12 protein-coding genes are annotated in these 25,506 nt (G+C 73.2%); 10 read left to right on the top strand and 2 right to left on the bottom strand.

The window, feature by feature from the left end; all coding sequences use genetic code 11:
- Window positions 1–29: 29 nt before the first annotated feature.
- Window positions 30–1,505, bottom strand: coding sequence for an MMPL family transporter (locus ADK86_RS23445; RefSeq protein ID WP_053698355.1), 1,476 nt, complete (start codon window positions 1,503–1,505; stop codon window positions 30–32).
- 352 nt (window positions 1,506–1,857) lie between these two features.
- Here ADK86_RS23445 and ADK86_RS23440 point away from each other — a divergent pair, with 352 nt between their 5' ends.
- From ADK86_RS23440 to ADK86_RS23415, 6 genes are read left to right on the top strand one after another with little or no spacing between them, the layout of a single operon-like run.
- Complete coding sequence (locus ADK86_RS23440) at window positions 1,858–2,751, top strand: 3-oxoacyl-[acyl-carrier-protein] synthase III C-terminal domain-containing protein (protein WP_234345978.1); 894 nt, start codon at window positions 1,858–1,860, stop codon at window positions 2,749–2,751.
- A 25-nt stretch (window positions 2,752–2,776) separates the two neighbouring features.
- Complete coding sequence (locus ADK86_RS23435; RefSeq protein WP_053698353.1) at window positions 2,777–4,171, top strand: ATP-grasp domain-containing protein; 1,395 nt, start codon at window positions 2,777–2,779, stop codon at window positions 4,169–4,171.
- Window positions 4,161–5,453 carry a type III PLP-dependent enzyme gene (locus ADK86_RS23430; RefSeq protein WP_053698352.1) on the top strand — a complete coding sequence of 431 codons (1,293 nt, stop codon included), beginning with the start codon at window positions 4,161–4,163 and terminating at the stop codon, window positions 5,451–5,453. Before ADK86_RS23435 ends, ADK86_RS23430 begins: the two co-directional genes overlap by 11 nt.
- Before the next feature lie 27 nt (window positions 5,454–5,480).
- Window positions 5,481–5,747: an acyl carrier protein gene (locus tag ADK86_RS23425; protein WP_030590066.1), complete on the top strand. Its 267-nt coding sequence runs from the start codon at window positions 5,481–5,483 to the stop codon at window positions 5,745–5,747.
- A complete protein-coding gene (locus tag ADK86_RS23420) occupies window positions 5,744–6,589 on the top strand; it encodes a hypothetical protein (RefSeq protein WP_053698351.1) in 846 nt (281 codons plus the stop codon). The genes ADK86_RS23425 and ADK86_RS23420 overlap by 4 nt, the downstream gene beginning before the upstream one ends.
- Window positions 6,586–7,311, top strand: coding sequence for a 4'-phosphopantetheinyl transferase family protein (locus tag ADK86_RS23415; protein ID WP_159393921.1), 726 nt, complete (start codon window positions 6,586–6,588; stop codon window positions 7,309–7,311). Before ADK86_RS23420 ends, ADK86_RS23415 begins: the two co-directional genes overlap by 4 nt.
- Here ADK86_RS23415 and ADK86_RS23410 read toward each other — a convergent pair.
- Window positions 7,283–7,936, bottom strand: a complete 654-nt coding sequence (locus ADK86_RS23410) for a response regulator transcription factor (RefSeq protein ID WP_053698382.1) — start codon at window positions 7,934–7,936, stop codon at window positions 7,283–7,285. The two genes, ADK86_RS23415 and ADK86_RS23410, sit on opposite strands and share 29 nt — an antisense overlap.
- A 263-nt stretch (window positions 7,937–8,199) precedes the next feature.
- Here ADK86_RS23410 and sbnB point away from each other — a divergent pair, with 263 nt between their 5' ends.
- The 4 genes from sbnB to ADK86_RS23390 all read left to right on the top strand — a co-directional run bounded on the left by sbnB (window position 8,200) and on the right by ADK86_RS23390 (window position 25,498).
- Entirely contained in the window at window positions 8,200–9,243 is a 1,044-nt protein-coding gene (sbnB, locus tag ADK86_RS23405; protein ID WP_053698349.1) for a 2,3-diaminopropionate biosynthesis protein SbnB, read from the top strand.
- A gap of 48 nt (window positions 9,244–9,291) precedes the next feature.
- Complete coding sequence (gene sbnA / locus ADK86_RS23400; RefSeq protein ID WP_030590078.1) at window positions 9,292–10,275, top strand: 2,3-diaminopropionate biosynthesis protein SbnA; 984 nt, start codon at window positions 9,292–9,294, stop codon at window positions 10,273–10,275.
- Window positions 10,276–10,373: 98 nt separating this feature from the next.
- The gene (locus tag ADK86_RS23395; protein WP_053698348.1) at window positions 10,374–18,296 is read left to right on the top strand and encodes a non-ribosomal peptide synthetase; all 7,923 of its coding nucleotides are present in this window, start codon (window positions 10,374–10,376) and stop codon (window positions 18,294–18,296) included.
- Between the two features lie 29 nt (window positions 18,297–18,325).
- Window positions 18,326–25,498, top strand: coding sequence for an amino acid adenylation domain-containing protein (locus tag ADK86_RS23390; RefSeq protein ID WP_063789068.1), 7,173 nt, complete (start codon window positions 18,326–18,328; stop codon window positions 25,496–25,498).
- Window positions 25,499–25,506 lie beyond the last annotated feature (8 nt).

Here is a 25,506-nt window from a genome sequence, read left to right as displayed (position 1 = left end):
CCCGGCCGCGGTAATCAGTGGTGCTAGACCTACTTCTGGGGAAGGGAATGCCCCGCCTGCCGCGCGGCGCAGCGCGCCCACCAGCGGGTCCCGCTGAGCAGGACGGACAGCGCGGGCAGCGTCAACGCCCGTACGACGGTGGCCGTCAGCACGACCGACAGGGCCAGGACGACGCTCAGCCGCCCCACTTCGGCCGAGGCGCTGCGCTCGGCGAGCAGGAAGACGGCGCCCATGATGACGGCGGTGACGGTGGTGCCGTCCGAGGTGGAGGTCAGCGCGCGGGCCGTGGCCTCACGGGGCGGCAGTCCCGCGCCCCGCAGTTCCATGAGGCGCAGGACGACCATGCGCAGCAGCAGGACCGAGACGGCCAGCGCCAGGGAGAAGCTGAGCAGCGGCGCCCAGGCGGCGGGCGTGCTGTGGCCCCAGGAGCCGGGGGCCTGGCCGGGCTTCCACATCCGCAGGACGACCGTGGCCGTCCCGCACGCCGCCGCGGCGCCCAGCGCGGCCGGGACGGTCACCACGACGGCCGCGGGCGCGGAGCGGAACACGGCGGTCAGCGCGGCGAAGCCCAGCAGGACGGTGGCCGCGATCACCGCGACGATCGTCGTGGCGGTGATGCCGTGCGCCCGTGCGGCCTCCGCGGTGTGCAGCAAGGCGGGCGGGTGGCCGGGGAGTTCCGGGCGCCACCACGCCAGCGGCAGGGCCAGTGCGGCGAGCAGTACCACCGAGGCGGCGAGCGTCCAGCCGGGGCGGCGGGTGCTGGGCCGCAGCAGCAGCGGCCACAGGCGCGGCGGGCCGAGCCGGTAGGTCAGCCGCCACAGCACCGGCAGCCGCGGCCAGCCCAGCCGCCGCCCGAAGCGGGCGGTCACCGCGGGCAGCACGGTGAGCGCGGCCAGCATCACCGCCGCGACCGTCAGGAGCACCCCGATGGCCACCGCCGAGAGCATCGCGTCCCCCGAGACGAACAGCCCGCAGACCACCGCGGCCGTCACCAGGCCGGAGAGCAGCACGGTCCGGGTGGCGTCGGCCGCCGTACGGGACACGTGCGGGCGCAGCGCCCCGTGCCGCCGGGCCCGCTGCTCGAACCACAGATACAGCACGCAGGACGTCAGGCCGAGCGCCGTACCGAGCACGGCGACCAGGGCGAAGACGGACGCCGACGGGCCCCGGCCGGGGAACAGCCGGGCCACCACGCCCCACCAGCCGCTGGCCACGGTCACGGCGCTCACGCTGACCAGCAGCGACACCACGGCCGGGAGGACCGCCGCGAGCAGCGCGACGAGCAGCACCAGGACGACGGCACAGCCGGCGAGGGCGTACGCGAGCACGCGGCGGCCCGTCGAGTCGTCGTCGAAGAGGTCACCGACCGGGGTGCGCAGGGCCAGGGCCCCGCCGGTCGCGGACACCGCGACGACGGCCAGCCACAGGGCGAGCGCGGGCCACGGGTGCCCCGCGCTCCAGCCCGCCGGCCTGCCCACGGCCGTCTTCAGGCCCGTCACACCCACCGGTCCACCTCTCTGTAGTCCTCACCCGGAATCGGGTCCCCTCCCGAAGCCGCAGGTGGGGCCGGGTGGAGCGTTGTCCATGCTCAGGGGTGCGGCTCGCTGCGCACACAGGTACTAGGACGTCTTTGGAAGTAGTGCTAGCACTACCCGACTTCCCCGATTCCGGCGGTACGCGCCCGCGTACTCCCGGTCCGTCATCAACCGGTCACTGGACTGTCAGCAGAATTGGCCAGACTGGCCCGGAAAGCGCATCGCTGGAAATGACCATAAGACGGGGAGCGCGCGTGCCGAGACTTTGCGGAGCGGTCGGATGACATCATTCGCCGCCGTTTCAACGTACCTCCCCCCGAGCGTGCCGATTTCCGAACTCCGGGAGGAATCCCCGCTCGACGCGGGGATGGCCCGCCGTTTCCAGCGCTTTTACGGGCTGGCGTCGGTGTGCCGGGACCCGGAGCGCACCGAGGCGGAGCTGTTGCTCGCCGCGGCGGCCAAACTCGACGGGCTCAGGGGCCGGGAGGAGCGGGTCCGCTACCTCGTGCAGGCCCGCACCTTCGTCAGCAGCAGGCCGGATCCTACCAGCGCACTGCGGGACATCGGCAGGGAATTGGGGCTGTCGAACGCCACCGCTTTCTCGGTGGCGGGCCAGGCGTGCGCGAGCGGTCTGCAGGCGGTCGACATCTGCGGCCGGCTGCTGGCGGCGGACGCCGACCCGGACGCGCTGGCGCTGGTGCTGACCGGCGAGAAGACCTTCACGCCCGTCGCCCGGTGCGTCCCGCGCAGCAATGTCGGCGGCGAGGCCGCGGCGGCCGTACTGGTGCGCCGGGGCGGCACGGCGGACGGGGACCGGGTGCTCGGCCGGGCGGTGCGGACCTACGGGGAATACCACGCCGAGGCCATTACCGGTGAAGCCTCGTCCGCGGAGTTCAACAAGCTCTACCCGGAAGCGCTCGGGGAGGTGCTGCTGGCCGCCTGCGCGGATTCCGGTGTCACGCTCGACGACATCGACCTGATCATTCCGCACAGCGTCAACACCATTTCCTGGAAAGCGGTCGCGGACCGCTTCGGATTTCCTGTGGAACGCATTTTTCTGGACAACATCCCGGTGACCGGCCACTGCTTCGCCGCGGACCCTTTCATCAACTACGGGACGGCCGGACAGCTCGGCCGGTTGCGCCCCGGCGCGCGGTATCTGCTGACCGCCGTCGGACTGGGCGCGACGTACTCGGCGATGGTCGTCGAGCACTGACCGCCACACCGGGCGAGGGGACATCATGGAATCGTTGCTGCCGGGCTTCAACGCCCGACTGAAGGCCGCCGTGGCCGGGAGCGGGCAGGTGCCGTTCGTCTTCCTCGGCAATTTCGAGGTCGAGGAACAGTGGGCGGTCGGCGAACCCGGCCTGCCGCGCATGGGATTCACCGGCGGCGGCGCCGTGGTGAACTCGATGGACGAATTCGCCATGCTGCTGGCGGGCGAGGGCGACCACGTCGTGCTCAAGGCGCGTCCGGACGCCGGCTACCTGGCGTACCTGCGCGGCCTGGGCCTCGCGCTGCCCACCGTGCACGTCGTCGCCGAATCCGACCCGGTGCGCACGGTCTCCCAGGACGCGCTGGCCGACCCGGCGCTCCAGAGCGCGCTGGCGCAGGCCGGTGACGGCCTGATGCTGTACGCGCACGGTGTCTCCACCGTCGAGGAGGAGCTGGCCGAGCGGACCGGGCTGCCGCTCGCCCATCCGACGGCCGCGGTGTGCAAGGCCGTGAACAGCAAGATCTACAGCCGCCGGGTCGCCGACGAACTGGGCATCCCCCAGGCGCGCGGCTGGGCGTGCGACACCGTCGTGGAGCTGTCGCGGGCCGTCGAGGAGGCCCGGGAGCTGCTGGCGCAGGGCCGCAAGCTGGTCCTCAAGGACGCCTACGGGGTGTCCGGCAAGGGCATCATGGTCATCGAGAGCGAGCGGCGGCTCGACCGGGTGCACCGGATGGTGCTCGCCCGCGCCGAGGCGGCCGGCAGCGACCGGGCCGGGCTGGTCCTCGAAGAGTGGGTGACCAAGCAGACCGACCTGAACTACCAGGTCACCGTGGGCCGGGACGGCGCGGTGCGGTTCGACTTCGTCAAGGAAGCGATCACCGAGAACGGCACGCACAAGGGCCACCGGATGCCTGCCCGCCTCACCCCCGGGCAGCTGGAGCAGATCACCGACGCCGGTCTGCGGATCGGCGCGCGGCTCGCCGCCGACGGCTACTTCGGCGTCGCGGGCATGGACGCCCTGCTGCTGCCGGACGGCTCGGTCTTCCCGGTCATCGAGATCAACGCCCGCAACAACATGTCCACGTACCAGGTGCGGCTCCAGGAAGCCTTCGTCGGCGAGGGCCGCATCGCGCTCGCCCGGCACTACCCGCTCAAGCTCTCGGCTCCGCTGCCCTTCGAGGAGCTGCGCCACACGCTCGACGGCCTGCTGCTGGAGCGGCCCGACGGCGCCGGGCTGCTGGTGAACAACTACGCCACCGTCAACGCCGCCGTCAGCACCCTCGCCGAGCCCGGCGCTACCGCCGACGGCCGCCTGTACGGGCTGGTCGTGGGCGACACCGCGGAGCAGGTCACCGCGATCGACACCGAGATCACCGCCCGGCTGGCCGCGGTGACGGAAGGAGCCGTCCATGTCGGCTGAGTTCGAGATCCAGGGCATCGGCATCACCGAGCTGGCCGAACGCCACGGCACACCGCTGTACGTGTACGACGGCGACGCGCTCGCCGCGAACTTCCGCAGCCTGCGCGAACGCCTTCACCCGCGCGCGGAGATCTTCTTCTCCCTCAAGGCGAACCCGAACGTCTCGATCTGCGCGCTGCTCGGCGCGCAGGGCGCCCGCGCCGAGATCTCCTCGATGACGGAGCTGGTCACCGCCCGCCGGGCGGGCATCGCGCCGCGCGACATCATCTTCCTCGGCCCCGGCAAGAGCCGCGCCGAGCTGGCCGCCTGCCTGGACGAGGGGATCTACGCGATCGTCTGCGAGTCGCTGGGCGAGCTGGAACTCATTGACGAACTGGCCCGGGAACGCGGCGTGACCGCGCCCGTCGCGCTGCGCGTCAACCCCAGCTTCTCCGTCAAGGGCTCGGGCCTGACCATGGGCGGCAAGCCGCGCCAGTTCGGCATCGACGAGACCGTCCTGTTCGACCAGTCCGACCTCGCAGGGCGCCACGCCCACGTCCGCCTGATGGGCGTGCAGGTCTACATGGGCACCCGCATCCTCAGCGAGGAGGTGGTGGCCGAGAACACCGGCCGGATCTTCGACCTCGCCGAGCGGCTGTCGGAGAAGCTGGGATTCGACCTCGACCTGGTCGACTTCGGCGGCGGCTTCGGCGTCGCGTACTTCGACGGGGAGCGCGACCTCGACCAGGAGCGGCTGACCACGCTGCTCAACCCGGTCATCGAGGAGTTCGCCGCGCGGCACCCCGGCACCCGGCTGATCAACGAGCTGGGCCGCTATCTGACCGCCCCGTACGGCACCTATGTCTCGCGGGTGCGCTACGTGAAGACCTCGATGGACGAGAACTTCGCGGTGGTCGACGGCGGCACCAACCACCACATGGCGGCCGTCGGCATCGGCTCCTTCGTCAAGCGCAACTTCCCGATCCGGCTGCTCAACCGCACGGACGCGGGCGAGACCGAGAGCTGGCACGTCACCGGGCCGCTGTGCACCCCCAACGACACCCTCGGCAAGAAGGTGCAGCTGCCGCCGCTGCGTCCGGGCGACCTGATCGGCGTGGAGCGCTCCGGCGCGTACGGCCCGACCGCCTCGCCGGTGCACTTCCTCAGCCACGGCTACCCGGCCGAGGTGCTGGTGACCGGCGGCCGGGACCACCTGGTCGGCGCACCCGAGCAGCCCGAGGACCTGCTGCGCCGCCAGCGCCTGTACACGGACGACGCGCCCGCCGCCGACGCCGCCCACTGACCGTACCGACACCCAAGGAGACCCGACATGCCGCAGACCGCCGAGAGCACCGCGCAGGACCAGACGATCACCGCCGTCCGCGAGGCGCTCGGTGACGTGCTCCAGCGCGAGCTGCCCGACCTCGGCCCCGACGCCAAGCTCTTCGACGACTACGGCCTGGACTCCACCGGCGTCCTGGACCTGCTGATGCGTCTGGAGGAGGTCTTCGACGTCGAGTTCGACACCGAGGAGCTGGAGATGAGCCACTTCGCCACCGTGCGGACGCTGGCCGACTACGTGGCCGCCGCGCGGTGACGCTCCGCCTCACGGGGGCGGCGCACCGGGCCTTCACCGGCCGGCCGCCCGCCCCCGCCGACCCGTTCCTGGTGAAGATCTACTCCGATATGGCGCAGCTGTACGGCACCGCCTTCGACCAGGAGCGCTTCGAGCGCGCCCACCGCAACACGTTCACCGACATGGCGCGCGGGCTGCTCGACGCGCTGCCGCCGGTGCCGGACCCGGTCGGCCTGATCGTGGCCGCGTCGGCGGTGCCGGACTTCGACCCCCGGGTGTCGGCGGTCTCGTACCTGACCGACGCGCTGCCCGGCACACCGCAGTCCTTCGCGCTCAGCGACCAGGGTGACGCGGCCCCGTACACGGCCCTGCGGCTCGCCGGGCAGTACGCCGCCGACGGGCAGGCCGACCGCGTCCTGGTCATGGTGTTCGACCAGACGACGGTGCCCGCCAACCCGGGCCCGCCCCGGCAGGGCACGGACGCACGGGACGGCGCGGCGGCGCTGCTGCTGTCCGCGGAGGGCCCCGGCGCGCCGACGGGCGTCCGGCAGTACGGCGGGCTGACACCCGAGGACGCCCACGTCCTGCTGCGCGAGGCGCTGCCCGGCGGGGCGGCGACGCTCCTTCTGGGCGGCGGCCTCGATCCGGAGCGGGTCGCGGTGCCGGCCGGTGTGACGGTGGAGCGCGCGTCCGCCGAGTTCCCGTGCAGCGGTGTGTGGGGCCTGCTGGCGGACCGGCTGCCGCACTTCGTGGAGCAGCGGCTCCCGGTGTTCCTCGCCGACTACGTACCGCAGGGTACGGGTGAGGAGAAGGCCGGCGAACTGTCCTTCTGCGTGGTCGACTTCAGCGCCGCGACGGCGTGACCGGTGCGGGGTGTCCGCCGGACGGCACGGTGCATGTCTGGCGGATACCGCTGTCCGCGCCGCCTCACGTCCTCAGCGAGCTGACCGCCGTGCTCGATCCCATGGAGCGGGAGCGCGGCGAACGGGCCCTGCCCGAGGGCCGCGCGCGCTCCCGCATCGCGCACGGCGCGGCCCGGCTGATCCTGGGCGCGTACTTGGGCGCACCGCCAGAGCGCCTGCGCTACACCTACGGCCGCTGGGGCAAGCCCGCACTGCACGGCCACCCCGAACTGTGCTTCAACCTCTCCCACTCCGGCGGCCTGGCGCTGCTGGCGGTCGCGTCGCAGCGCGCGCTGGGGATCGATGTGGAGCGGCTGCCGCACCCGGCCGACCGGGCCGTCCGTAAGGCCGAGCGCTGGTTCCCGGCTGAGGAGGCGGCGTACGTGCGCGCGGCGCGTGACTCCGATGACGCCGCAGCGCGCTTCACAGCGCTGTGGACCCGTAAGGAAGCGTGGGTCAAGGCTGCGGGTGGGCGCATGGTGCAGGGGTTGCGGCTGCCGGTGGGTCCGGGACCGCGGGACGGCGACGCCGTACGGGACCCGGAAGGGCGGGTCCCCGGGCGGTGGTCGCTGACCGGTGTGCCGGTAGGGGACGGGTACGCGGCGGCGCTGGCCGTGGCGGCGGAGCCGGGGGAGCGGCCCGTACGCCTGGAGGTCAGGCGGTGGCGACGTTCAGGTACGTGAGAACGGCCTGCACGCGCCGGTTGTCGTCCCGGGACGGCAGCAGCTGGAGCTTGCTGAAGATGTTGTTGATGTGCTTGCCGATGGCCTTGTCGGTGACGAACAGCGACTCGGCGATGCCGGCGTTCGACTTGCCCTCCGCCATCAGCCCCAGCACCTCCAGCTCGCGCTGGGTCAGGCTGTCCAGGGGCTCCTGGCGCGAGCCGTTGTGCAGCAGCTTCTCGATGACCTTGGGGTCCATGGCCGTGCCGCCGTCCGCGACGCGGCGCACCGCCTCGATGAACTGGCCGCTGTTGAGCACCCGGTCCTTGAGGAGATAGCCGACCGATCCGGTGCCGTCGGCGAGCAGTTCGCGGGCGTAGAGCTGTTCCACGTACTGGGAGAGGACGAGGACGGGCAGTCCGGGGACCTGGCGGCGCGCCTCCAGCGCGACCTGGATGCCCTCGTCGGTGAAGGTGGGCGGTAGCCGTACGTCCACGATGGCCACGTCGGGGCGTTCCTCGATGAGCGCGCGCAGCAGTTCCGGCGCGTTGTCGACGGACGCCACGATGGTGCAGCCATGGGCTTCCAGAAGGCGTTCCATGCCTTCCCTCAGGAGGAAGAGGTCTTCTCCGAGGACGACACGCATCATGGCCTCCCCGCGGCAGCCGGTCGGTGACGCCGGCCCACCGCACACAGCGCCTCTACGAACCGGACTGTACCCCTCACCCCTGACAGGCCGGTGACGGATGAATGACGGATTCGGCCACCCGGCGGCCGGCCCGAGCGGTAATCAACTGGTCATCGAAACGTCAGTGGCGTCGGCAAGTGTGGTTTCCCGGCACCGATGCCCCCTGACGCGCCCGCGCACCGCGGTGCGGACGTCAGTCCCGGATCACTGGTGGAGTTTCCATGCCCCCCTCTGGCACTGAGGTACCGTCCTTCTCCGTCATCTCGGGCGAGCAGGTCTCCCGAGTTCTGCACGGGCAGGAAAAGCAGATCGTCGAGCTGGTCGACTACGCCTACCGCGTGCACGGTGTCGGCGACACCGTCAATCCGCCGTCGTACTTCCTGAAGTTCGAGGACCGGCCGTCGGCGCGCATCATCGCGCTGCCCGCCTCGGTGGGCGGCGAGGTCGGCGTCGACGGCATCAAGTGGATTTCCAGTTTCCCCGAGAACATCGAGTCCGGGCTGCCGCGCGCCTCGGCCGTGCTCATCCTCAACGACCGGGACACCGGTTATCCGTTCGCCTGCATGGAGAGCTCCATCATCAGCGCGGTGCGCACGGCGGCCTCAGCGGCGCTGGCCGCCGACTGGCTGACCCGCGAGCGGGGCCGCCCGAAGCGCGTCGGATTCATCGGCACCGGCCTGATCGCCCGCTATATCCACACCTATCTCGCGGGCACCGGCTGGGAATTCGACGAGATCGGCATCCACGACCTCAGCAACGCATACGCCGCGGGCTTCGAGAACCACCTGAAGGACGCCGGCAGCACGGGGCGCACCGTCCTCCACGACTCGGCGGAGAGCCTGATCCGCAACAGCGACCTGGTCGTCTTCGCCACCGTCGCGGGCACCCCGCACGTCACCAGCCCGGCGTGGTTCGCGCACAACCCGGTGGTGCTCCACGTGTCGCTGCGCGACCTGGGCCCGGAGGTCATCAAGGCGTCGTCGAACTTCGTGGACGACGTCGAGCACGTACTGAAGGCCGACACCTCCGTGCACCTCGTGGAGCAGGAGGTCGGCAACCGCTATTTCATCAACGGGACCCTGCACAACGTGATGACGGGCATGGTGAAGATTCCGCGGGACCGCCCCGTCGTCTTCTCGCCCTTCGGCCTCGGCGTCCTGGATCTGACCGTCGCCAAGCACGTCTACGACGAACTCGCCGGGAGCGACGGGCTGCACACGGTCGACGGGTTCTTCCACGAGCTGTCCCGGCACGGGAAGAAATAGCCGCGGCCCCGCCACCGGACCACACGCCCGCGGTTGGGAGGACCTGACGTGCCCGTGATATCCGCCCCGCACGAATTCAACGTGCCGGATCTCTTCGTCGACCTGAACAACGTCCTCGGAGAGAACCTCTATCTCAAGTGCGAAGGCTTCAACTTCGCCGGCTCCATCAAACTCAAGGCCGCCGTGGAAATGATCGACCGCGGTGAGCGGGACGGCACCCTGCGGCCCGGCATGACCCTGGTCGAATCGTCCTCGGGAAATCTCGGTGTCGCACTGAGCCTGGTGGCCCGCAGCAAGGGCTACGGCTTCGTGTGCGTCACCGACAGCCGGTGCACCCTCGCCAACCGGCAGCGCATGGAAAACCTCGGCGCCCAGGTACGCATCATCACCGAGCCCGACCCGGAAAGCGGCCTGCTCGGCGCCCGTATCCGCCTCGTACAGGAACTGTGCGCGAGCGACGACGGCTACGCATGGCTGAATCAGTACGCCAACCTCGGCAACTGGATGAGCCACTACCGCACCACCGGGCCCGAGATCGCCGCCCAGTTCCCCGACCTGGACGTGCTGTTCATCGGCGCCGGCACCACCGGCACCCTGATGGGCTGCGCCCGCTACTTCCGCGAGAACCAGCCCTCGGTGACCGTCGTCGCCGTCGACAGCGTCGGCTCGGTCACCTTCGGCACCCCGGCCGCGCCGCGCATGATCCCCGGCCTGGGGGCCGGCGTCCGGCCGCAGATGCTCGACGAGTCGTACGTGGACGCCGTGGTGCACGTCCCCGAGACCGACACCGTCCGCATGTGCCACCACCTGGTCCGGCACGGCTATGTCCTCGGCGGCTCCACCGGCACCGTGCTCAGCGGCGCCCGGCGCTGGATCGCGGAGAACCGGCCGGAGCGGGACATCGTCGGCGTGGCCGTCTCGCCCGACCTGGGCGACCACTACCTGGACACCGTCTACCAGGAGAAGTGGCTCCAGGACATCTACGGCCTGAGCCCGGACGAGCTGTCCGGGGCGTCCCGGGCCACCGCGTAACGCCCCGGGCGGCACGGCCCGCCCACCCGCGCGCACGGGGCCGCAGGCCCGCCGCACCGAACCCTTCCCACCCGCAGGTCCTCCAGGAGGTTGCTGTCATGACCGCACGTATCGAGCCGGGTCTGCCGCTCACCGCGGCCCAGACCGAGATCTGGTTCGACGAGCAGTTCGCCGACGGCGACCTGGCCTACAACATGGCCGACCACTTCGACCTCCGCGGCCCGCTCGACCACGCCCGCCTCCAGGAGGCGCTGCGCCTGGCCCTCGACGAGGCCCAGTGCTTCCGCGTCCGCCTCACCGAGGCGGACGGCGAGCCCCGCCAGACCGTCGAACCCCTGGAGACCCTGCCGTACACCACGGTCGACCTGAGCGGCGCCGACGACCCGCAGGCAGCGGCGCGCGCCTGGATGGCCCGCGACCTGGACCGCCCGATCGACGTCACGTCCTTCCCGCTGATGCGGGCGGCGCTGCTCACCCTCGGCCCCGACCACGCGTACCTCTACCTGTGCGCGCACCACATCGTCAGCGACAGCTTCGTCCGCCCGCTGTTCTACCGGCGCCTCGCCGACCTCTACACCGCCCTGCACGAGGGCCGCCCCACCGGCGAGGGGCAGCTGCCGCCGCTGAAGACGCTGGTGGACGACGAGATCGCGTACGCGTCGTCGCGGCGCGCCGAGCGGGACCGCGCCTACTGGGCCCGTACCTACGCCGACGCGCCCGACCCGGTCAGCTTCGCCGGCCGCGAGCCGGTGCACGCGCGCGGCTTCCTGCGCCGCAGCACGACCCTGCCGCGCCCGGTGGTGCAGCGGCTGCGTGCCCTGGCCGGCCGGGCCGAGGTCACCTGGCCGACGCTGGTCATCGCCGCCGCTGCTGCCTACACCCAGCGGCTGACCGGCGCCGACGAGATCCTGCTGACCCTTCCGGTCAACGCGCGCACCAGCGCCGCAGGACGCTCCGTACCCGGCATGGTCGCCAACTACCTGCCGCTCCGCGTGGCCGTCGCACCCGGCACCACGCCCGGGGACCTGCTGCGCACGGTCGCCGACGCGCTGCTGCGCACGCTGCGGCACCAGCGCTACCGGGGCGACCGGGTGCGCCGCGACATGGGCCTGCGGGCCGACGACCGGCGCCCGTTCGGCCCGTTCGTCAACGTCCTGCCGCCCGAGCCGGAACTCGCCTTCGGCCCCTGCCCGGCGACCCTCACCAACCTGTCCACCGGCATCGTCAACGACTTCATGTTCTCGGTCTCCGACTCCTCGGGCGACGACGTCGAGATCCACCTCAACGCCAACCCCGAGCTGTACTCCGCCGCCGACCTCGACGCCCACCGCGACCGCTTCACCGCCTTCCTGGACGCCCTGTCCGAGGCGGCGCCCGACCGCCCGCTGGCGGGCGTCGGCGTGCTCACGGAGGCGGAGTCGCGGCGGCTGCTGGTGGAGTGGAACGCGACGGAGCGGGGCGGGGGCTTCGCGGGTGTGGTGGAGCGGGTGCGGCAGCATGCGGCTGCCCGTCCGGATGCGGTGGCTGTTGCTGATGGTGAGGTGCGGGTTTCGTACGGGGCGCTGGCGGTCTGGGCCGATGGGGTGGCCGGTCGGCTGACGGAGGCCGGGGCCGGGCTCGGCTCGCTGGTGGCGGTTCTCGGTGAGCCCGGGGCCCGGTATGTGGGCGGTGTGCTGGGCGTTTTGGGGGCGGGAGCCGCGTGGCTGCCACTGGACGTGGAGGCGCCGATCGCCCGGCAGACGGGGCTGCTCGCGGACAGCGGGGCGCGGTTCGTGCTGGCCGGTCCCGGACAGGTGGCTCGGGCCGAGGAGATCGTGGCGGCGGACGGTTCCGGCGTACGGGTGCTGGTGCTCGACGATCCGTTCCCGGGTGCGGGAGCGCGGGCGGAGGGGTTGCGGCCGCTCGCCGGTGGTGAGGACGATCTCGCGTACGTGATCTACACGTCCGGGTCGACGGGCCGTCCGAAGGGTGCGATGGTGCACCGGCGCGGCATGGTCAACCATCTGCTCGCCAAGGTCGAGGACCTGGCGATGGCCGAGGGCGATGTCCTGGTGCACAACGCGCCGGTGACGTTCGACATTTCGGTGTGGCAGATGCTCGCGGCGTTGGTGGCGGGCGGGACGACGCGGGTCGTGGATCGCGTGACCGCCGCCGACCCGGATGCGCTGTTCGAGGTGACGGTGTCCGAGGGCGTCTCCGTCCTGGAGGTGGTGCCGTCGCTGCTGCGGGCGGCGCTGGACGCGTGGGAGACGGCGGGCGGCTTCCCGTCGCTGCCGAAGCTGCGCTACCTCGTGGTGACGGGTGAGGCCCTGCCGGTCGACGTGTGCCGCCGCTGGTTCGCGCGCTACCCGGGGATTCCGCTGGTCAACGCGTACGGCCCGACCGAGTGCTCGGACGACGTGACGCACGCGGTGCTCGACGCGTCGAGCGAACTGGGCACGCGGACGCCGATCGGCCGCGTGGTGCGCAACACCCGGCTGTATGTGCTGGACGACGCGCTGCGGCCGGTGCCGGTCGGTGTCGCGGGAGAGCTGTATGTGGCGGGTACGGGCGTGGGGCGCGGCTACCTCGCCGACCCGGCGCGTACGGCTTCGACCTTCATGGCCGACCCGTTCGGACCTGCGGGCGAGCGGATGTACCGGACGGGCGACCGCGTGGTCTACCGTCCCGACGGTCAGCTGGAGTTCCTGGAGCGCCGCGACCACCAGGTCAAGATCCGCGGTCGCCGGATCGAGCTGGGCGAGATCGAGGCGGCCCTGCGGGCGGTCGAAGGCGTCACGGACGCTGCGGCCCAGGTCCACACCGACGCTGCCTCCGGCCGCAAGCGCCTGGTCGGCTACCTGGTCGGCCCTGCCGGCGCCAACGAAGTACGCACCGACCTGGCGAAGGTGCTGCCCGAGTACATGATCCCGGGCGAGTTCGTCGCTCTCGACGCCCTGCCGCTCACCCCGAACGGCAAGGTCGACCGCAAGGCCCTCACCGCTCCCGAAACGACCGCCTCGACGAGCGCCGGCCGCGCCCCGCGCACCCCGCAGGAGGAGATCCTCTGCGCCGCCTTCGCCGAGGTGCTGAACCTGCCGTCGGTCGCCGCCGACGCCGACTTCTTCGCGCTCGGCGGGGACAGCATCAGCTCCATCCAGGTCGTCAGCCGCGCCCGTAAGGCGGGCCTGGTGTTCGCGCCACGTGATGTGTTCCTGCGCAAGACCCCGGCCGCCCTGGCCACCGCCGCCCAGGCCGCGCAGGACGCGGCGGCGGTGGTCGGCACGGACGACGGTGTCGGCGAGCTGGAGATCATGCCGATCGCGCACCAGCTGCGGGAGGACGGCGGCCCGGTCGCCGGTCCGGTGGGCTCGTTCGCGCAGTACGTCGTCGTACGGGTCCCGGACCATGTGGACAGCGAGCGGCTGGCCCGCGCGCTGCACGCGGTGACCGACCGGCACGACGCGCTGCGGATGCAGCTGGACGTGCCCGTGGAGGGCCTGTGGACGCTGAAGGTACGGCCGCAGGGCAGCACCGACCTGACGGGCGCGGTGTCCGAGGTCGCCGTACCCGCCGACGCGGACGGTGACACGGTGGTCGTCGAGCAGGCCGCCGTCGCGCAGCGGCGCCTCGACCCGACCGCCGGCCACCTGGTGCAGGCCGTGCTGCTGAACGCCGGTCCTGAGCAGCCCCGCCGACTGCTGCTGATGGTGCACCACTTGGCCGTGGACGGTGTGTCCTGGCGAGTGCTGCTGCCCGACCTGGCCGCCGCCTGGTCGGCCGTCGAGGCGGACCGTACGCCGGAGCTGGCGCCGGTCGGCACCTCGTACCGGAGCTGGTCGCGCCTGCTGGCCGACGAGGCGCGCACCGCCGCCCGTACCGCGGAGCTGCCGCTGTGGACCGGGCACGCGAGCGCCCCGGACCCGCTGCCCGGCATGCGCGGCCTGGACGCCGCGCGGGACACCTACGCGACCGCCCGCCGCCTGCGGCTGGTCCTGCCCGCCGAGCAGACGGCGGCCCTGCTGACCGAGGTGGCCCCGGCGTTCCACGCCGAGATCAACGACGTGCTGCTGACCGGGCTCGCGCTGGCGGTGGCCGACTGGCGCCGTCGTAAGAACGCCACCGGGGACGGCAGCACGGACACACTGATCGAACTCGAAGGCCACGGCCGCGAGCAGGTCGTGGACAACACCGACCTCTCCCGTACGGTCGGCTGGTTCACCAGCGCCTTCCCCGTCCGCCTCGCGCCCGGCGAGCTGGACTGGGACGAAGTGTGGGCGGGCGGCGACGCCGTCGGCACCGCGTTCAAGCGGATCAAGGAGCAGCTGCGGGCCCTGCCCGACCACGGCCTCGGCTACGGCCTGCTGCGCTACCTCAACCCGCAGACCAGCGCCCTGCTGGCCCGCCACCCGCGCCCGCGCATCGGCTTCAACTACATGGGCCGGTTCGGCGCCGCCGGAGCGGCCGACTGGTCGCTGTCGGGCGAGGGCGCCGCGGTCGGCACCGCCGCCGCTCCCGGGATGCCGCTCCAGCACGTCCTGGAGGTCACCCCGGTCACCGAGGACCGGCCCGACGGCCCGCACCTGGTCGCGGACTGGCTGTGGGCGGGGGAGATCCTGCCGGACGAGGACGCGCGGGACATCGCCCGTACCTGGTTCCGCGCGCTGGAACTGCTGGTGACCCACGCGGCCCGGCCCGGCGCGGGCGGCCGGGTGCCGTCCGACCTGCCCCTGGTGTCGGTGACGCAGGCCGAACTCGACGGATACGAGGCCGAGTTGAGCGGGACCGGCCTGGCGGATGTGCTGCCGCTGGCGCCGCTCCAGAAGGGCCTGCTGTTCCTGTCCGAGTACGAGCGGGACGGCGACGGCGTGGACCCGTACGTCCTCCAGCTCGGCCTGGAACTCGGCGGCGACGTGGACGCCGCCCGGCTGCGCGCCGCCTGCGCGCAGCTGCTGCACCGGCACCCCAACCTCCGGGCCACCTTCCGCCACCGCGAGTCCGGCGCGCCCGTCCAGCTCGTGCCGAACGCGGTGGAGGTGCCGTGGCGGGAGACGGACCTGAGCGACGAACCCGACGGTGCCGCCGCCGTCGCCCGGCTCGCCGACGGCGAACGCGCCCGCCGCTTCGACCTCTCCGACCCGGCGCAGGCGCCCCTGATGCGCTTCGTCCTGGCCCGCACCGGCCCGGACCGGCACCGCTTCCTCTGGACGGTCCACCACAGCCTGGTGGACGGCTGGTCGATGCCGCTGCTGGTCCAGGAGCTGTTCACGCTGTACGCGGCGGACGCCGGCACCCCCGCGCCGCCCGAGCCCGCGCCCTACCGCGACTATCTGGCCTGGCTGGCCGAGCAGGACACCGAGGCGGCGCTCGCGGCCTGGAAGGAGGCCCTGCACGGCGTCGAGGAACCGACGCTGGCCGCCCCGGAGGGCGCCGGGCGCGCGGCCGTCCACGCGGACACGGTCACCCTGCCGGTGCCCGAGCCGCTGGCCACCGGCCTCGCCGCCTGGGCGCGCGACCGCGGCCTGACCCTGAACACTGTCTTCCAGGGTTGCTGGGCCGTGCTGCTGGGCAGCCTCACCGGCCGCGACGACATCGTGTTCGGCGCCGTCACCTCCGGCCGCCCGGCCGAGGTCCCCGGCGTCGAGAGCATGATCGGCCTGTTCCTCAACACGGTGCCGGTCCGGGTGCGGCCCCGGCCCGAGGAGACCATCGCCGGCCTGCTGGCGGGCATCCAGGAACGGCAGTCGGCCCTGATGCCGTACGAGCACGTCGGCCTCGCCGAGATCCAGAACCGGGCCGGGATCGGCGACCTCTTCGACACCGTCCTGCTCTTCGAGAACTTCCCGCTGGACGAGGAGAGCGTGCGCGCCTCCGCCACCGGTCTGCGCCTCCTGGAGGCCGAGGCCCGCGACGGTCGGCACTACCCGCTGAGCCTGGCGGTCCTGCCCGGCCCCGGCCACCGGCTGGACCTGCGCTTCGACTACGCGCCGGACCTGTTCACCCAGGACGGCGTCGAACGCCTCGCCGGCCGGCTGCTGCACCTCCTCGCCGCCGTCCCGGCCACCGCGGACCGGCCGCTGGCCGCCCTCGGCCTCGTGGACGAGGCGGAGTCGCGGCGGCTGCTGGTGGAGTGGAACGCGACGGAGCGCGGTGGCGGCTTCGCCGGAGTGGTGGAGCGGGTGCGGCAGCACGCCGCGGTACGGCCGGACGCGATCGCGGTGGCCGATGGTGAGGTGCAGGTTTCGTACGGGGCGCTGGCGGTCTGGGCCGATGGGGTGGCCGGTCGGCTGACGGAGGCCGGTGCCGGCCTCGGCTCACTGGTTGCCGTACTCGGCGAGCCCGGGGCCCGCTATGTCGGCGGCGTACTCGGCGTGTTGAGCGCAGGAGCCGCCTGGCTTCCCCTCGACGTGGATGCGCCGATCGCCCGGCAGACGGGGCTGCTCGCGGACAGCGGCGCCCGCTTCCTGTTGGCCGGGCCGGGCGAGCTGGCCCGGGCACGGGAGATCGCCGAGGCGTACGACGGTGAGCTGAGCGTGCTGTGCCTGGACGATCCGTTCCCAGGTGCGGGGGCGCGGGCGGAGGGTCTGCGGCCGCTCGCCGGTGGTGAGGACGATCTCGCGTATGTGATCTACACGTCGGGGTCCACGGGCCGTCCGAAGGGTGCGATGGTGCACCGGCGCGGCATGGTCAACCATCTCCTGGCCAAGGTCGAGGACCTGGCGATGGCCGAGGGTGACGTGCTGGTGCACAACGCGCCGGTGACGTTCGACATTTCGGTGTGGCAGATGCTCGCCGCGCTCGTGTCCGGCGGGACGACGCGGGTCGTGGACCGGGTGACGGCCGCCGACCCCGACGCCCTGTTCGACGTGACGGTCTCCGAAGGCGTCTCCGTCCTCGAAGTCGTCCCATCGCTGCTGCGAGCCGCGCTCGATGCCTGGGAGACGGCAGGCGGTTTCCCGTCGCTGCCCAAGCTGCGCTATCTCGTGGTCACCGGCGAGGCCCTGCCGGCGGACGTATGCCGCCGCTGGTTCGCGCGCTACCCGGGCATTCCGCTGGTCAACGCGTACGGCCCGACCGAGTGCTCCGACGACGTGACGCACGCCGTGCTGACCGTGGACACCGACCTGGCGGGCTCGCGCGTGCCGATCGGCCGCGTGGTGCGCAACACCCGGCTGTACGTGCTGGACGACGCGCTGCGGCCCGTACCCGTCGGCGTGACCGGCGAACTGTACGTCGCAGGGACCGGAGTTGGGCGCGGCTACCTCGCCGACCCGGCGCGTACGGCTTCGACCTTCATGGCCGACCCGTTCGGACCTGCGGGCGAGCGGATGTACCGGACCGGTGACCGCGTGGTCTACCGTCCCGACGGTCAGCTGGAGTTCCTGGAGCGCCGCGATCACCAGGTCAAGATCCGCGGTCGCCGGATCGAGCTGGGCGAGATCGAGGCGGCGTTGCGGGCGGTCGAAGGCGTCACCGACGCTGCGGCCCAGGTCCACACCGACGCCGCCTCCGGCCGCAAGCGCCTGGTCGGCTACCTCGTCGGACCGGCCGACCCCGCCCGCGTACGGACCGATCTGCTGCTCGTCCTGCCGGAGTACATGGTCCCGGGCGAGTACGTGACGCTGGACGCCCTGCCGCTCACCCCGAACGGCAAGGTCGACCGCAAGGCCCTCACCGCCCCCGAAGCCACCGCGCTGACGGGCGAGGGGCGTGCCCCGCGCACCCCGCAGGAGGAGACCTTCTGCGCCGCCTTCGCCGACGTACTGGACCTGCCGTCCGTCGCCGCCGACGCCGACTTCTTCACGCTCGGCGGGGACAGCATCAGCTCCATCCAGCTGGTCGGCCGGGCCCGCAAGGCCGGGCTGGTGATCACGCCGCGGGACGTGTTCCTGCACAAGACGCCCGCCGCGCTCGCCACCGCCGCCCAAGCGGCGGGGGAGGCGCCGGCCGCGTACGAGCCGGTGGCCGCCGACCAGCCGCTGGTCGCGCTGTCGGACGACGAACTCGACGAGTTCGACATGGAATTCGGGGACTTTCAGTGAGCTCGGCGAACGACGAAAGGAAGGGCGCCGTGAAGCGTTCGGGTATCAGTGACGTACTGCCGCTGGCGCCGCTGCAGAAGGGACTGCTGTTCCTGTCCGAGTACGACCCGCGCAGCGCGGACGCGTACTCCCTGCAACTGTCCGTCGAGCTCGACGGCCCGCTCGACACGGGCGCGCTGCGCGCCGCCTGCGCGGCCCTGCTGGGGCGCCACCCCAATCTGCGGGCCTGCTTCCGCCGCCGGGCGACCGGCGACCCCGTACAGCTCGTGCCGCACGAGGTCGAGCTGCCGTGGCGGGAGATGGACCTGCCGGACGCGGACGCCGGGCGGCTGCGCGCCGCGGCCGACGAGGAGCGGGGCCGCCGCTTCGACCTGGCCCGGCCGCCACTGATGCGGTTCGTGCTGGTCCGCCAGTCGGCGACGCGGCACACGTTCATCTGGACGCTGCACCACAGCCTGGCCGACGGCTGGTCGCTGCCGATGCTCATCCAGGACCTGTTCACGCTGTACGCGCACGGCGGCCGGGAGGACGGTGCCGGGCTGCCGCAGGCCGCCCCCTACCGGAACTACCTGGCCTGGCTGGGGGCGCAGGACGAGGACGCCGCGCACGCCGCGTGGCGGGACGCGCTCGCCGGGCTGGCCGAGCCGACCCGCCTGGCGCCCGTGGACGGCCGTACTCCCGTGCTGCCGGACTCGCTCACCATGGACGTGCCCGAGCGGCTGGCCGCCGACCTGGCGGCGCGGGCGCGCGCCCTCGGCGTCACGCTCAACACCGTCTTCCAGGCCGCCTGGTCGCTCGTGCTGGGCGCGCTGACCGGCCGCGAGGACGTGGTCTTCGGCACGGTCACCGCAGGGCGCCCGGCCGAACTGCCCGGCGTCGAGGCGATGGTCGGCCTGTTCGCCAACACCATTCCCGTACGGGTGACGGCCCGCCCCGGCCAGTCGGTGGCGGCGCTGCTCGCGGACGTACAGGAGCGGCAGTCCGGGCTGATGCCGTACGAGCACATCGGCCTCGCCGACATCCAGCGGCAGGCCGGCATCGGCGAACTCTTCGACACGGTGATGCTGTTCCAGAGCTACCCGATGGACGAGGACCAGCTCGCGGCGTCGCTGCCGGGCCTGCGGGTCGCCGACGCGGCGATCCGCTCCGTCACCCACTACCCGCTCGCCCTCGCCGTGCTGCCCGGCCCCGGCACCCGCCTCGGGCTGCGCTTCGACTACGCGCCCGATCTGTACGGGCCCGCCGACGCCGAGCGGTTCGGGCGGCGCCTGCTGCGCGTACTGGAGGCCATCGCCGCCGACCCCGAGCAGCCGCTCGCCCGGATCTCCGTGCTGGAGCCGGCGGAGGCGCGGCTGCTCCAGGAGGCCGGGGACGCCGTGGCCACCGCGGCACTGGCCCGTCCGGTGACCGGGGCCGTCGAGGAGCGCGTCCGTGAAATGCCCGACGACACGGCCGTGGTGTGCGGGGACGACACCCTCACCTACCGCGAGCTGAACGCGCGGGCCAACCGCCTCGCGCACGCCCTCGTCGCGCACGGCGCCGGTCCCGGCCGTACGGTCGCCATCGCGCTGCCCCGCTCCACCGGCCTGGTCGTCGCGGCCCTCGCCGTACTGAAGTCCGGCGCCGCCTACCTGCCCGTCGACCCGGACCACCCGGCCGAGCGCAACACCGTCGTCCTGGAGGACACCCGGCCGGTCCTCGCGCTCACCACGACGGCCACCGACGGCAAACTGCCGGACGCCGGGCAGACCCGCTGGGTCATGGACCTCCCGGACACCGCGGAACTGGTCGCGGGCTTCCCCGACACCGACCTCACCGACGCCGACCGGGCCCGCCCGATCGGCGCCGACGACGCCGCGTACGTCCTGTTCACCTCCGGCTCCACCGGCCGCCCCAAGGGCGTCGTGGTCACCCGCGGCGGCTTCGCCAACGTCATCGAGGACATCCGGCACCGCTACGCACTGGAGCGCGGCGAAACCCTGCTGAGCGTCACCACGTTCGGCTTCGACATCGCCAACACCGAGCTGTTCGGGCCGCTGGTCAGCGGCGCCCGGCTGGCCCTCGCCGACCGGGAGACCGTACGGGACCCGGCCGCCCTCGGCCGCGCGGTCACCGCGACCGGCGCCACCGTCCTCCAGGCCACCCCCAGCCTGTGGCAGGCCCTGGTCACCGTGGCGCCCGACGTGCTCGGCGGGGTCAGGGGCTTCGTCGGCGGCGAGGCGCTGAGCGAGCCGCTGGGCGAGACGCTCCGCAAGGCCACCGCGAGCATCACCAACCTCTACGGGCCCACCGAGACCACCATCTGGTCCACCGGCGCCCCGCCGCTGGACGGGGTACGCGCCGGCGCGCCCGCCATCGGCTTCCCGGTCGCCAACACGCGGCTGCACATCCTGGACGACTGGCTGCGGCCGGTCGCGCCCGGCGTGATCGGCGAGCTGTACATCGCGGGCGCCGGGCTCGCCCGCGGCTACCTGGGCCGCCCCGGCCTGACCGCCGAGCGGTTCGTGGCCGACCCGGCGGACCCGGCGGGCGGGCGGATGTACCGCACCGGCGACCTGGTGCGCCTCGGCGCCGACGGGCAGGTGGAGTACGTCGGCCGCGCCGACCACCAGGTCAAGATCCGCGGCTTCCGCATCGAGCTGGGCGAGATCGAGAACGCGCTGTCCGGCCACCCGGAGATCGGCCAGGCCGTCGTCGCCGTCCGCGAGGCACGGCCGGGCGAACCGCTGCTGGCCGGCTACCTGGTCCCGGCCGAGGGCGCCGCCGTACCGGAGCCCGGCGCGCTGCGCGCGTACCTGGCCGAGCGGGTGCCGGAGTACATGGTGCCCGCCGCCTTCGTCACCCTGGACGCCCTGCCGCTCACCCCGAACGGCAAGGTCGACCGCAAGGTGCTGCCCGACCCCGAACTGCGGTCCCGGGCCACCGGGCGGGCCGTACGCAGCCCGCAGGAAGACCTGCTGTGCCAGGTGTTCGCCGAGGTGCTGGGCCTGCCGCGGTTCGGGCCCGAGGAGGACTTCTTCACGCACGGCGGGCACTCGCTGCTGGCGGCGCGGGTGGTGAGCCGCATCCGTACGGTCCTGGGGGCCGAGGTCCCGGTCCGCGCGCTGTTCGAGGCGCCCACGCCCGCGGGCCTCGCCGAGCGGCTGCCGCGCGCCGGTGCCGGTGCCACGCGCCCCGCCCTGCGCCCGGGTGACCGGCCGGAGGACGTACCGCTGTCCTACGCCCAACTTCGCCTGTGGTTCCTCAACCGGCTGGACGGCGCACACGGTACGTACAACATCTCGCTCGCCCTGCGCCTGACCGGCGACCTCGACCGCGACGCGCTCGGCGGCGCGCTGAGCGACCTCGTGGACCGCCACGAAAGCCTGCGCACGGTCTTCCCCGACCGGGACGGGACGCCGCGTCAGCACGTACTGCCGCTGGACGAGGCCGGGTTCGGGCTGCGCGAGCACATCGCCGACGAGGAGCGGCTGGGCGGCCTGCTGGCCTCGGAAGCCGCCCGCGGCTTCGACCTGGCCCGCGAGATCCCGCTGCGCGCCGACCTGTTCCGGCTGTCCGCCACCGAGCACGTACTGCTGCTCGTCCTGCACCACATCGCGGGCGACGGCTGGTCGCTGACCCCGCTGGCCGACGACCTCGCGCGCGCTTACGCGGCACGGCGCGGCGGCGCGGCCCCGGAGTGGGCCGAACTGCCCGTCCAGTACGCCGACTACGCGCTGTGGCAGCGCGAGGTGCTGGGCGACGAGGACGACCCCGACAGCCTCGCCGCCCGCCAGCTCGCGTACTGGAAGGAAGCGCTGGCCGGGCTGCCCGAAGAGATCGAGCTGCCCGCGGACTTCGCCCGCCCGGCCGTCGCCGGGCACGAGGGCGCCGAGCACACCGCGGTCATCGGCCCCGACCTGCACCGCGCCCTGGCCGGACTGGCCCGCGCGCACGGCGTGAGCCTGTTCATGGTCGTCCAGGCCGCGCTGGCCGCACTGCTGACCCGTATGGGCGCCGGGGAGGACATCCCGCTCGGCAGCCCGATCGCGGGCCGTACCGACGAGGCGATGGACGACCTGGTGGGCTTCTTCACCAACACCCTCGTGCTGCGGACGGACACCTCGGGCGACCCGGCCTTCACCGAACTGCTGCGCCGCGTACGGGAGACGGACCTGGCCGCCTACGAGAACCAGGAGCTGCCGTTCGAGCGCCTGGTGGAGGTCTGCAACCCGGTCAGGTCGCTGGCCCGGCAGCCGCTGTTCCAGGTGATGCTGGCGTTCCAGAACACCGCGGAGGCCAAGGCCGCGCTGCCGGGGGTGACGGCTGCCGTCCACCCGGTCGGCAGTGCCACGGCCAAGTTCGACCTCGCGTTCCAGCTCACCGAGCGCGCTACGGGGGGTCAGGACGCGGACGAGTTCGGCGGCATCGACCTGGTCGTCGAGTACAGCACCCAGCTCTTCCGTCCGGAGACGGTACGGCAGCTCGCCGAGCGGTTCACCCGCGTCCTGACGTCCGTGGCCGCCGCCCCGAAGGCGCCGCTGAGCAGCATCGACGTGCTGGGCGACGCGGAACGCCGGCGCATCGTCGGCGAGTGGAACAGCGCCACCACCGAGGTGCCCGCGCGGACCGTCGCGCAGCTCTTCGAGGAACACGCCGCCCGGCAGCCGGACCACGAGGCCGTCGTCTTCGGCGAGGTGTCGCTGACATACGGGGAGCTGAACGCCCGCGCCAACCGGCTGGCCCGGGTGCTGGCCGGGCGCGGCGCCGGACCCGGCACGCTCGTCGGCCTGCTGCTGCCCCGGTCGGTCGAGATGACCGTGTCCATCCTGGCCGTACTGAAGTCCGGCGCGGCCTACCTGCCGCTGGACCCGGACTATCCGGCCGACCGGATCGCGTACATGGTCGGGGATGCCGCGCCGGTGTGTGTGCTGGCGGCGCCCGGGGCGGCGGGGGCGCTGCGGGACGGTGGTACGGAGGCGATCGAGCTGGATGGGGGAGTCGGCGACGACGCGCTGCCGGCCACCGACCTCACCGACGCCGACCGCACCCGCCCGCTGACCTGCCGCGACGCCGCCTACGTGATCTACACCTCCGGCTCGACCGGGCGCCCCAAGGGCGTCATGATCGAGCACGCGGGCGTGGCCGCGCTCGCCGCCGACCACATCCGGCGCTTCGGGCTCGGCGCGCGCTCCCGCGTGCTCCAGTTCGCCTCGCCGAGCTTCGACGCGGCCACCGCCGAACTGTCCATGGCCCTGCTGTCCGGCGGCACGCTGGTGCTCGCCACCCCCGAGAGCCGAGGCCCCGGCGAACCCCTCGCCGACCTGATCACCCGGTACGGGGTCAACCTCGCGGTACTGCCGCCGGTCGTGCTGGCCGCCTTCCCCGAGGACATCACCCTGCCCGGCGACCTGACCCTGATCACGGCGGGCGAGGCGCTGCCGCCCGAGGTCGCCGCCCGCTGGTCGGCCGGGTGCGCCCTCCACAACTGCTACGGGCCCACCGAGTCCACCGTCTGCGCCACCTCCAGCGACCCGCTGACCGGCGAGGGCAAGCCGCCCATCGGCCGGCCGCTGGCCAACACCCGCGCCTACGTCCTGGACGGCCGTCTGAACCCGGTGGCGCCCGGCGTGACGGGCGAGCTGTACCTCGCGGGCGCCCAGCTGGCGCGCGGCTACCTGGGGCGCCCCGGCCTGACCGCCGAGCGCTTCGTGGCCGACCCGTTCGGCCCGGCGGGCGCGCGGATGTACCGCACCGGCGACCTGGCACGCTGGACGGCGGACGGCACCCTCGAATACGCCGGTCGCGTCGACCACCAGGTCAAGCTGCGCGGCTTCCGCATCGAACTCGGCGAGATCGAGAGCGCGCTGGCCGCCCACCCCGGTATCGCCCAGGCGGTTGCCGCCGTACGGGAGGACCGGCCCGGCGACCGGCGGCTGGCGGCGTACGTCGTGCCGGAGGACGCGCCGGTGCCCGCCGCCGCGCTGCGCGAGCACCTGTCCGTGCTGTTGCCCGACTACATGGTCCCCGGCGCCTTCGTGACGCTGGACGCCCTGCCGCTCACCCCGAACGGCAAGGTCGACCGCAAGGGCCTGCCCGCCCTCGACGCCCCCGAGGCCGCCGCGCACGGCCGCGCCCCGCGCACCGAGCGGGAAGCGCTGCTGTGCCAGGTCTTCGCCGAGGTCCTGAACCTGCCCGAGGTCGGCGCCGAGGCGGACTTCTTCGAGCTGGGCGGCGACAGCATCCGCTCCGTGCAGGTCGTCGGCCGCGCCCGCAAGGCCGGGCTCGACCTGGCGCTGCCCGATGTGTTCCGGCACAAGACAGTCGAGGCGCTGGCGGCGGCCCTGGAGCGGGCCGAGCGCGCCGCCGGGACCACGTTCCTGGACCGCGTACGGCAGCGGCTGGACGACCCGTCCGCCGACGCGCCGCTCGACCCGTACGGCCCGGTGCTGCCCCTGCGCACCACCGGCGATCTGCCGCCGCTGTTCTGCGTGCACGGCGGCATGGGCTTCGCCCTGCCCTACCTCGGCCTCGCCGGGCACATCGGCGAGCGCCACCCGGTGTACGGCCTCCAGGCGTCCGGCCTGACCGGCACCGGGCCGCTGCCGGGGAGCATCGCGGAGGTCGCGGCCGAATACGTCGAGCGGGTCCGCGAGATCCAGCCGAACGGCCCGTACCACCTGCTCGGCTGGTCGTACGGCGGCATCGTCGCGCACGAGATGGCCGCACAGCTGGAGGCGGTGGGCGAGGAGGTGGCCCTGCTCGCCAATCTGGACAGCTATCCGGCCGAGCCCGGCGAGCCCGTCCCCACGGACGCGGAGCTGCTGACCGCCGTCCTCGAATACTGCGGACTGGAGAATCCCGGAGACGGGCACGACGACGGCGGCCCGACGTCCGAGACGGTCCGCGACGCCCTGCGCCGTGCCGACAGTCCGCTGGGCGACCTGGACATCCCGCGGCTCGTGGACGTCATGCGCAACCACGTCCGCCTCGTCCAGGAGCACACGCCCGGCCGCGTACGGACCCCGGTGCACCTGTTCGTCGCGGAACTCGGCCTGACCCCGGAGGAGCGCGCCGCCCGGCCCGGCCGGTGGGCCGCGCACACCGACGGCGGCACGGCCGTCCACCCGGTCCCGTGCGGCCACGAATTCATGATGCATTCCGGGCCGCAGGCCGCCATCGGACGCGACGTGGCGAACGAACTCGCCCTGCTGCACCCCTGATCCGCCCC

The sequence above is a fragment of the Streptomyces sp. NRRL F-5755 genome, assembly GCF_001279365.1.
Taxonomy (GTDB): domain Bacteria; phylum Actinomycetota; class Actinomycetes; order Streptomycetales; family Streptomycetaceae; genus Streptomyces; species Streptomyces rimosus.
This window is presented reverse-complemented; position numbering and strand designations above follow the sequence as displayed.

Bases quoted from the DNA above. Each gene is read 5' to 3' on its own strand.
- ADK86_RS23435 (WP_053698353.1), top strand. From the start codon at position 2,777: ATGGAATCGTTGCTGCCGGGCTTCAACGCCCGACTGAAGGCCGCCGTG.
- ADK86_RS23430 (WP_053698352.1), top strand. From the start codon at position 4,161: ATGTCGGCTGAGTTCGAGATCCAGGGCATCGGCATCACCGAGCTGGCC.
- ADK86_RS23425 (WP_030590066.1), top strand. From the start codon at position 5,481: ATGCCGCAGACCGCCGAGAGCACCGCGCAGGACCAGACGATCACCGCC.
- ADK86_RS23410 (WP_053698382.1), bottom strand. From the start codon at position 7,936: ATGCGTGTCGTCCTCGGAGAAGACCTCTTCCTCCTGAGGGAAGGCATG.
- sbnB (WP_053698349.1), top strand. From the start codon at position 8,200: ATGCCCCCCTCTGGCACTGAGGTACCGTCCTTCTCCGTCATCTCGGGC.
- ADK86_RS23395 (WP_053698348.1), top strand. From the start codon at position 10,374: ATGACCGCACGTATCGAGCCGGGTCTGCCGCTCACCGCGGCCCAGACC.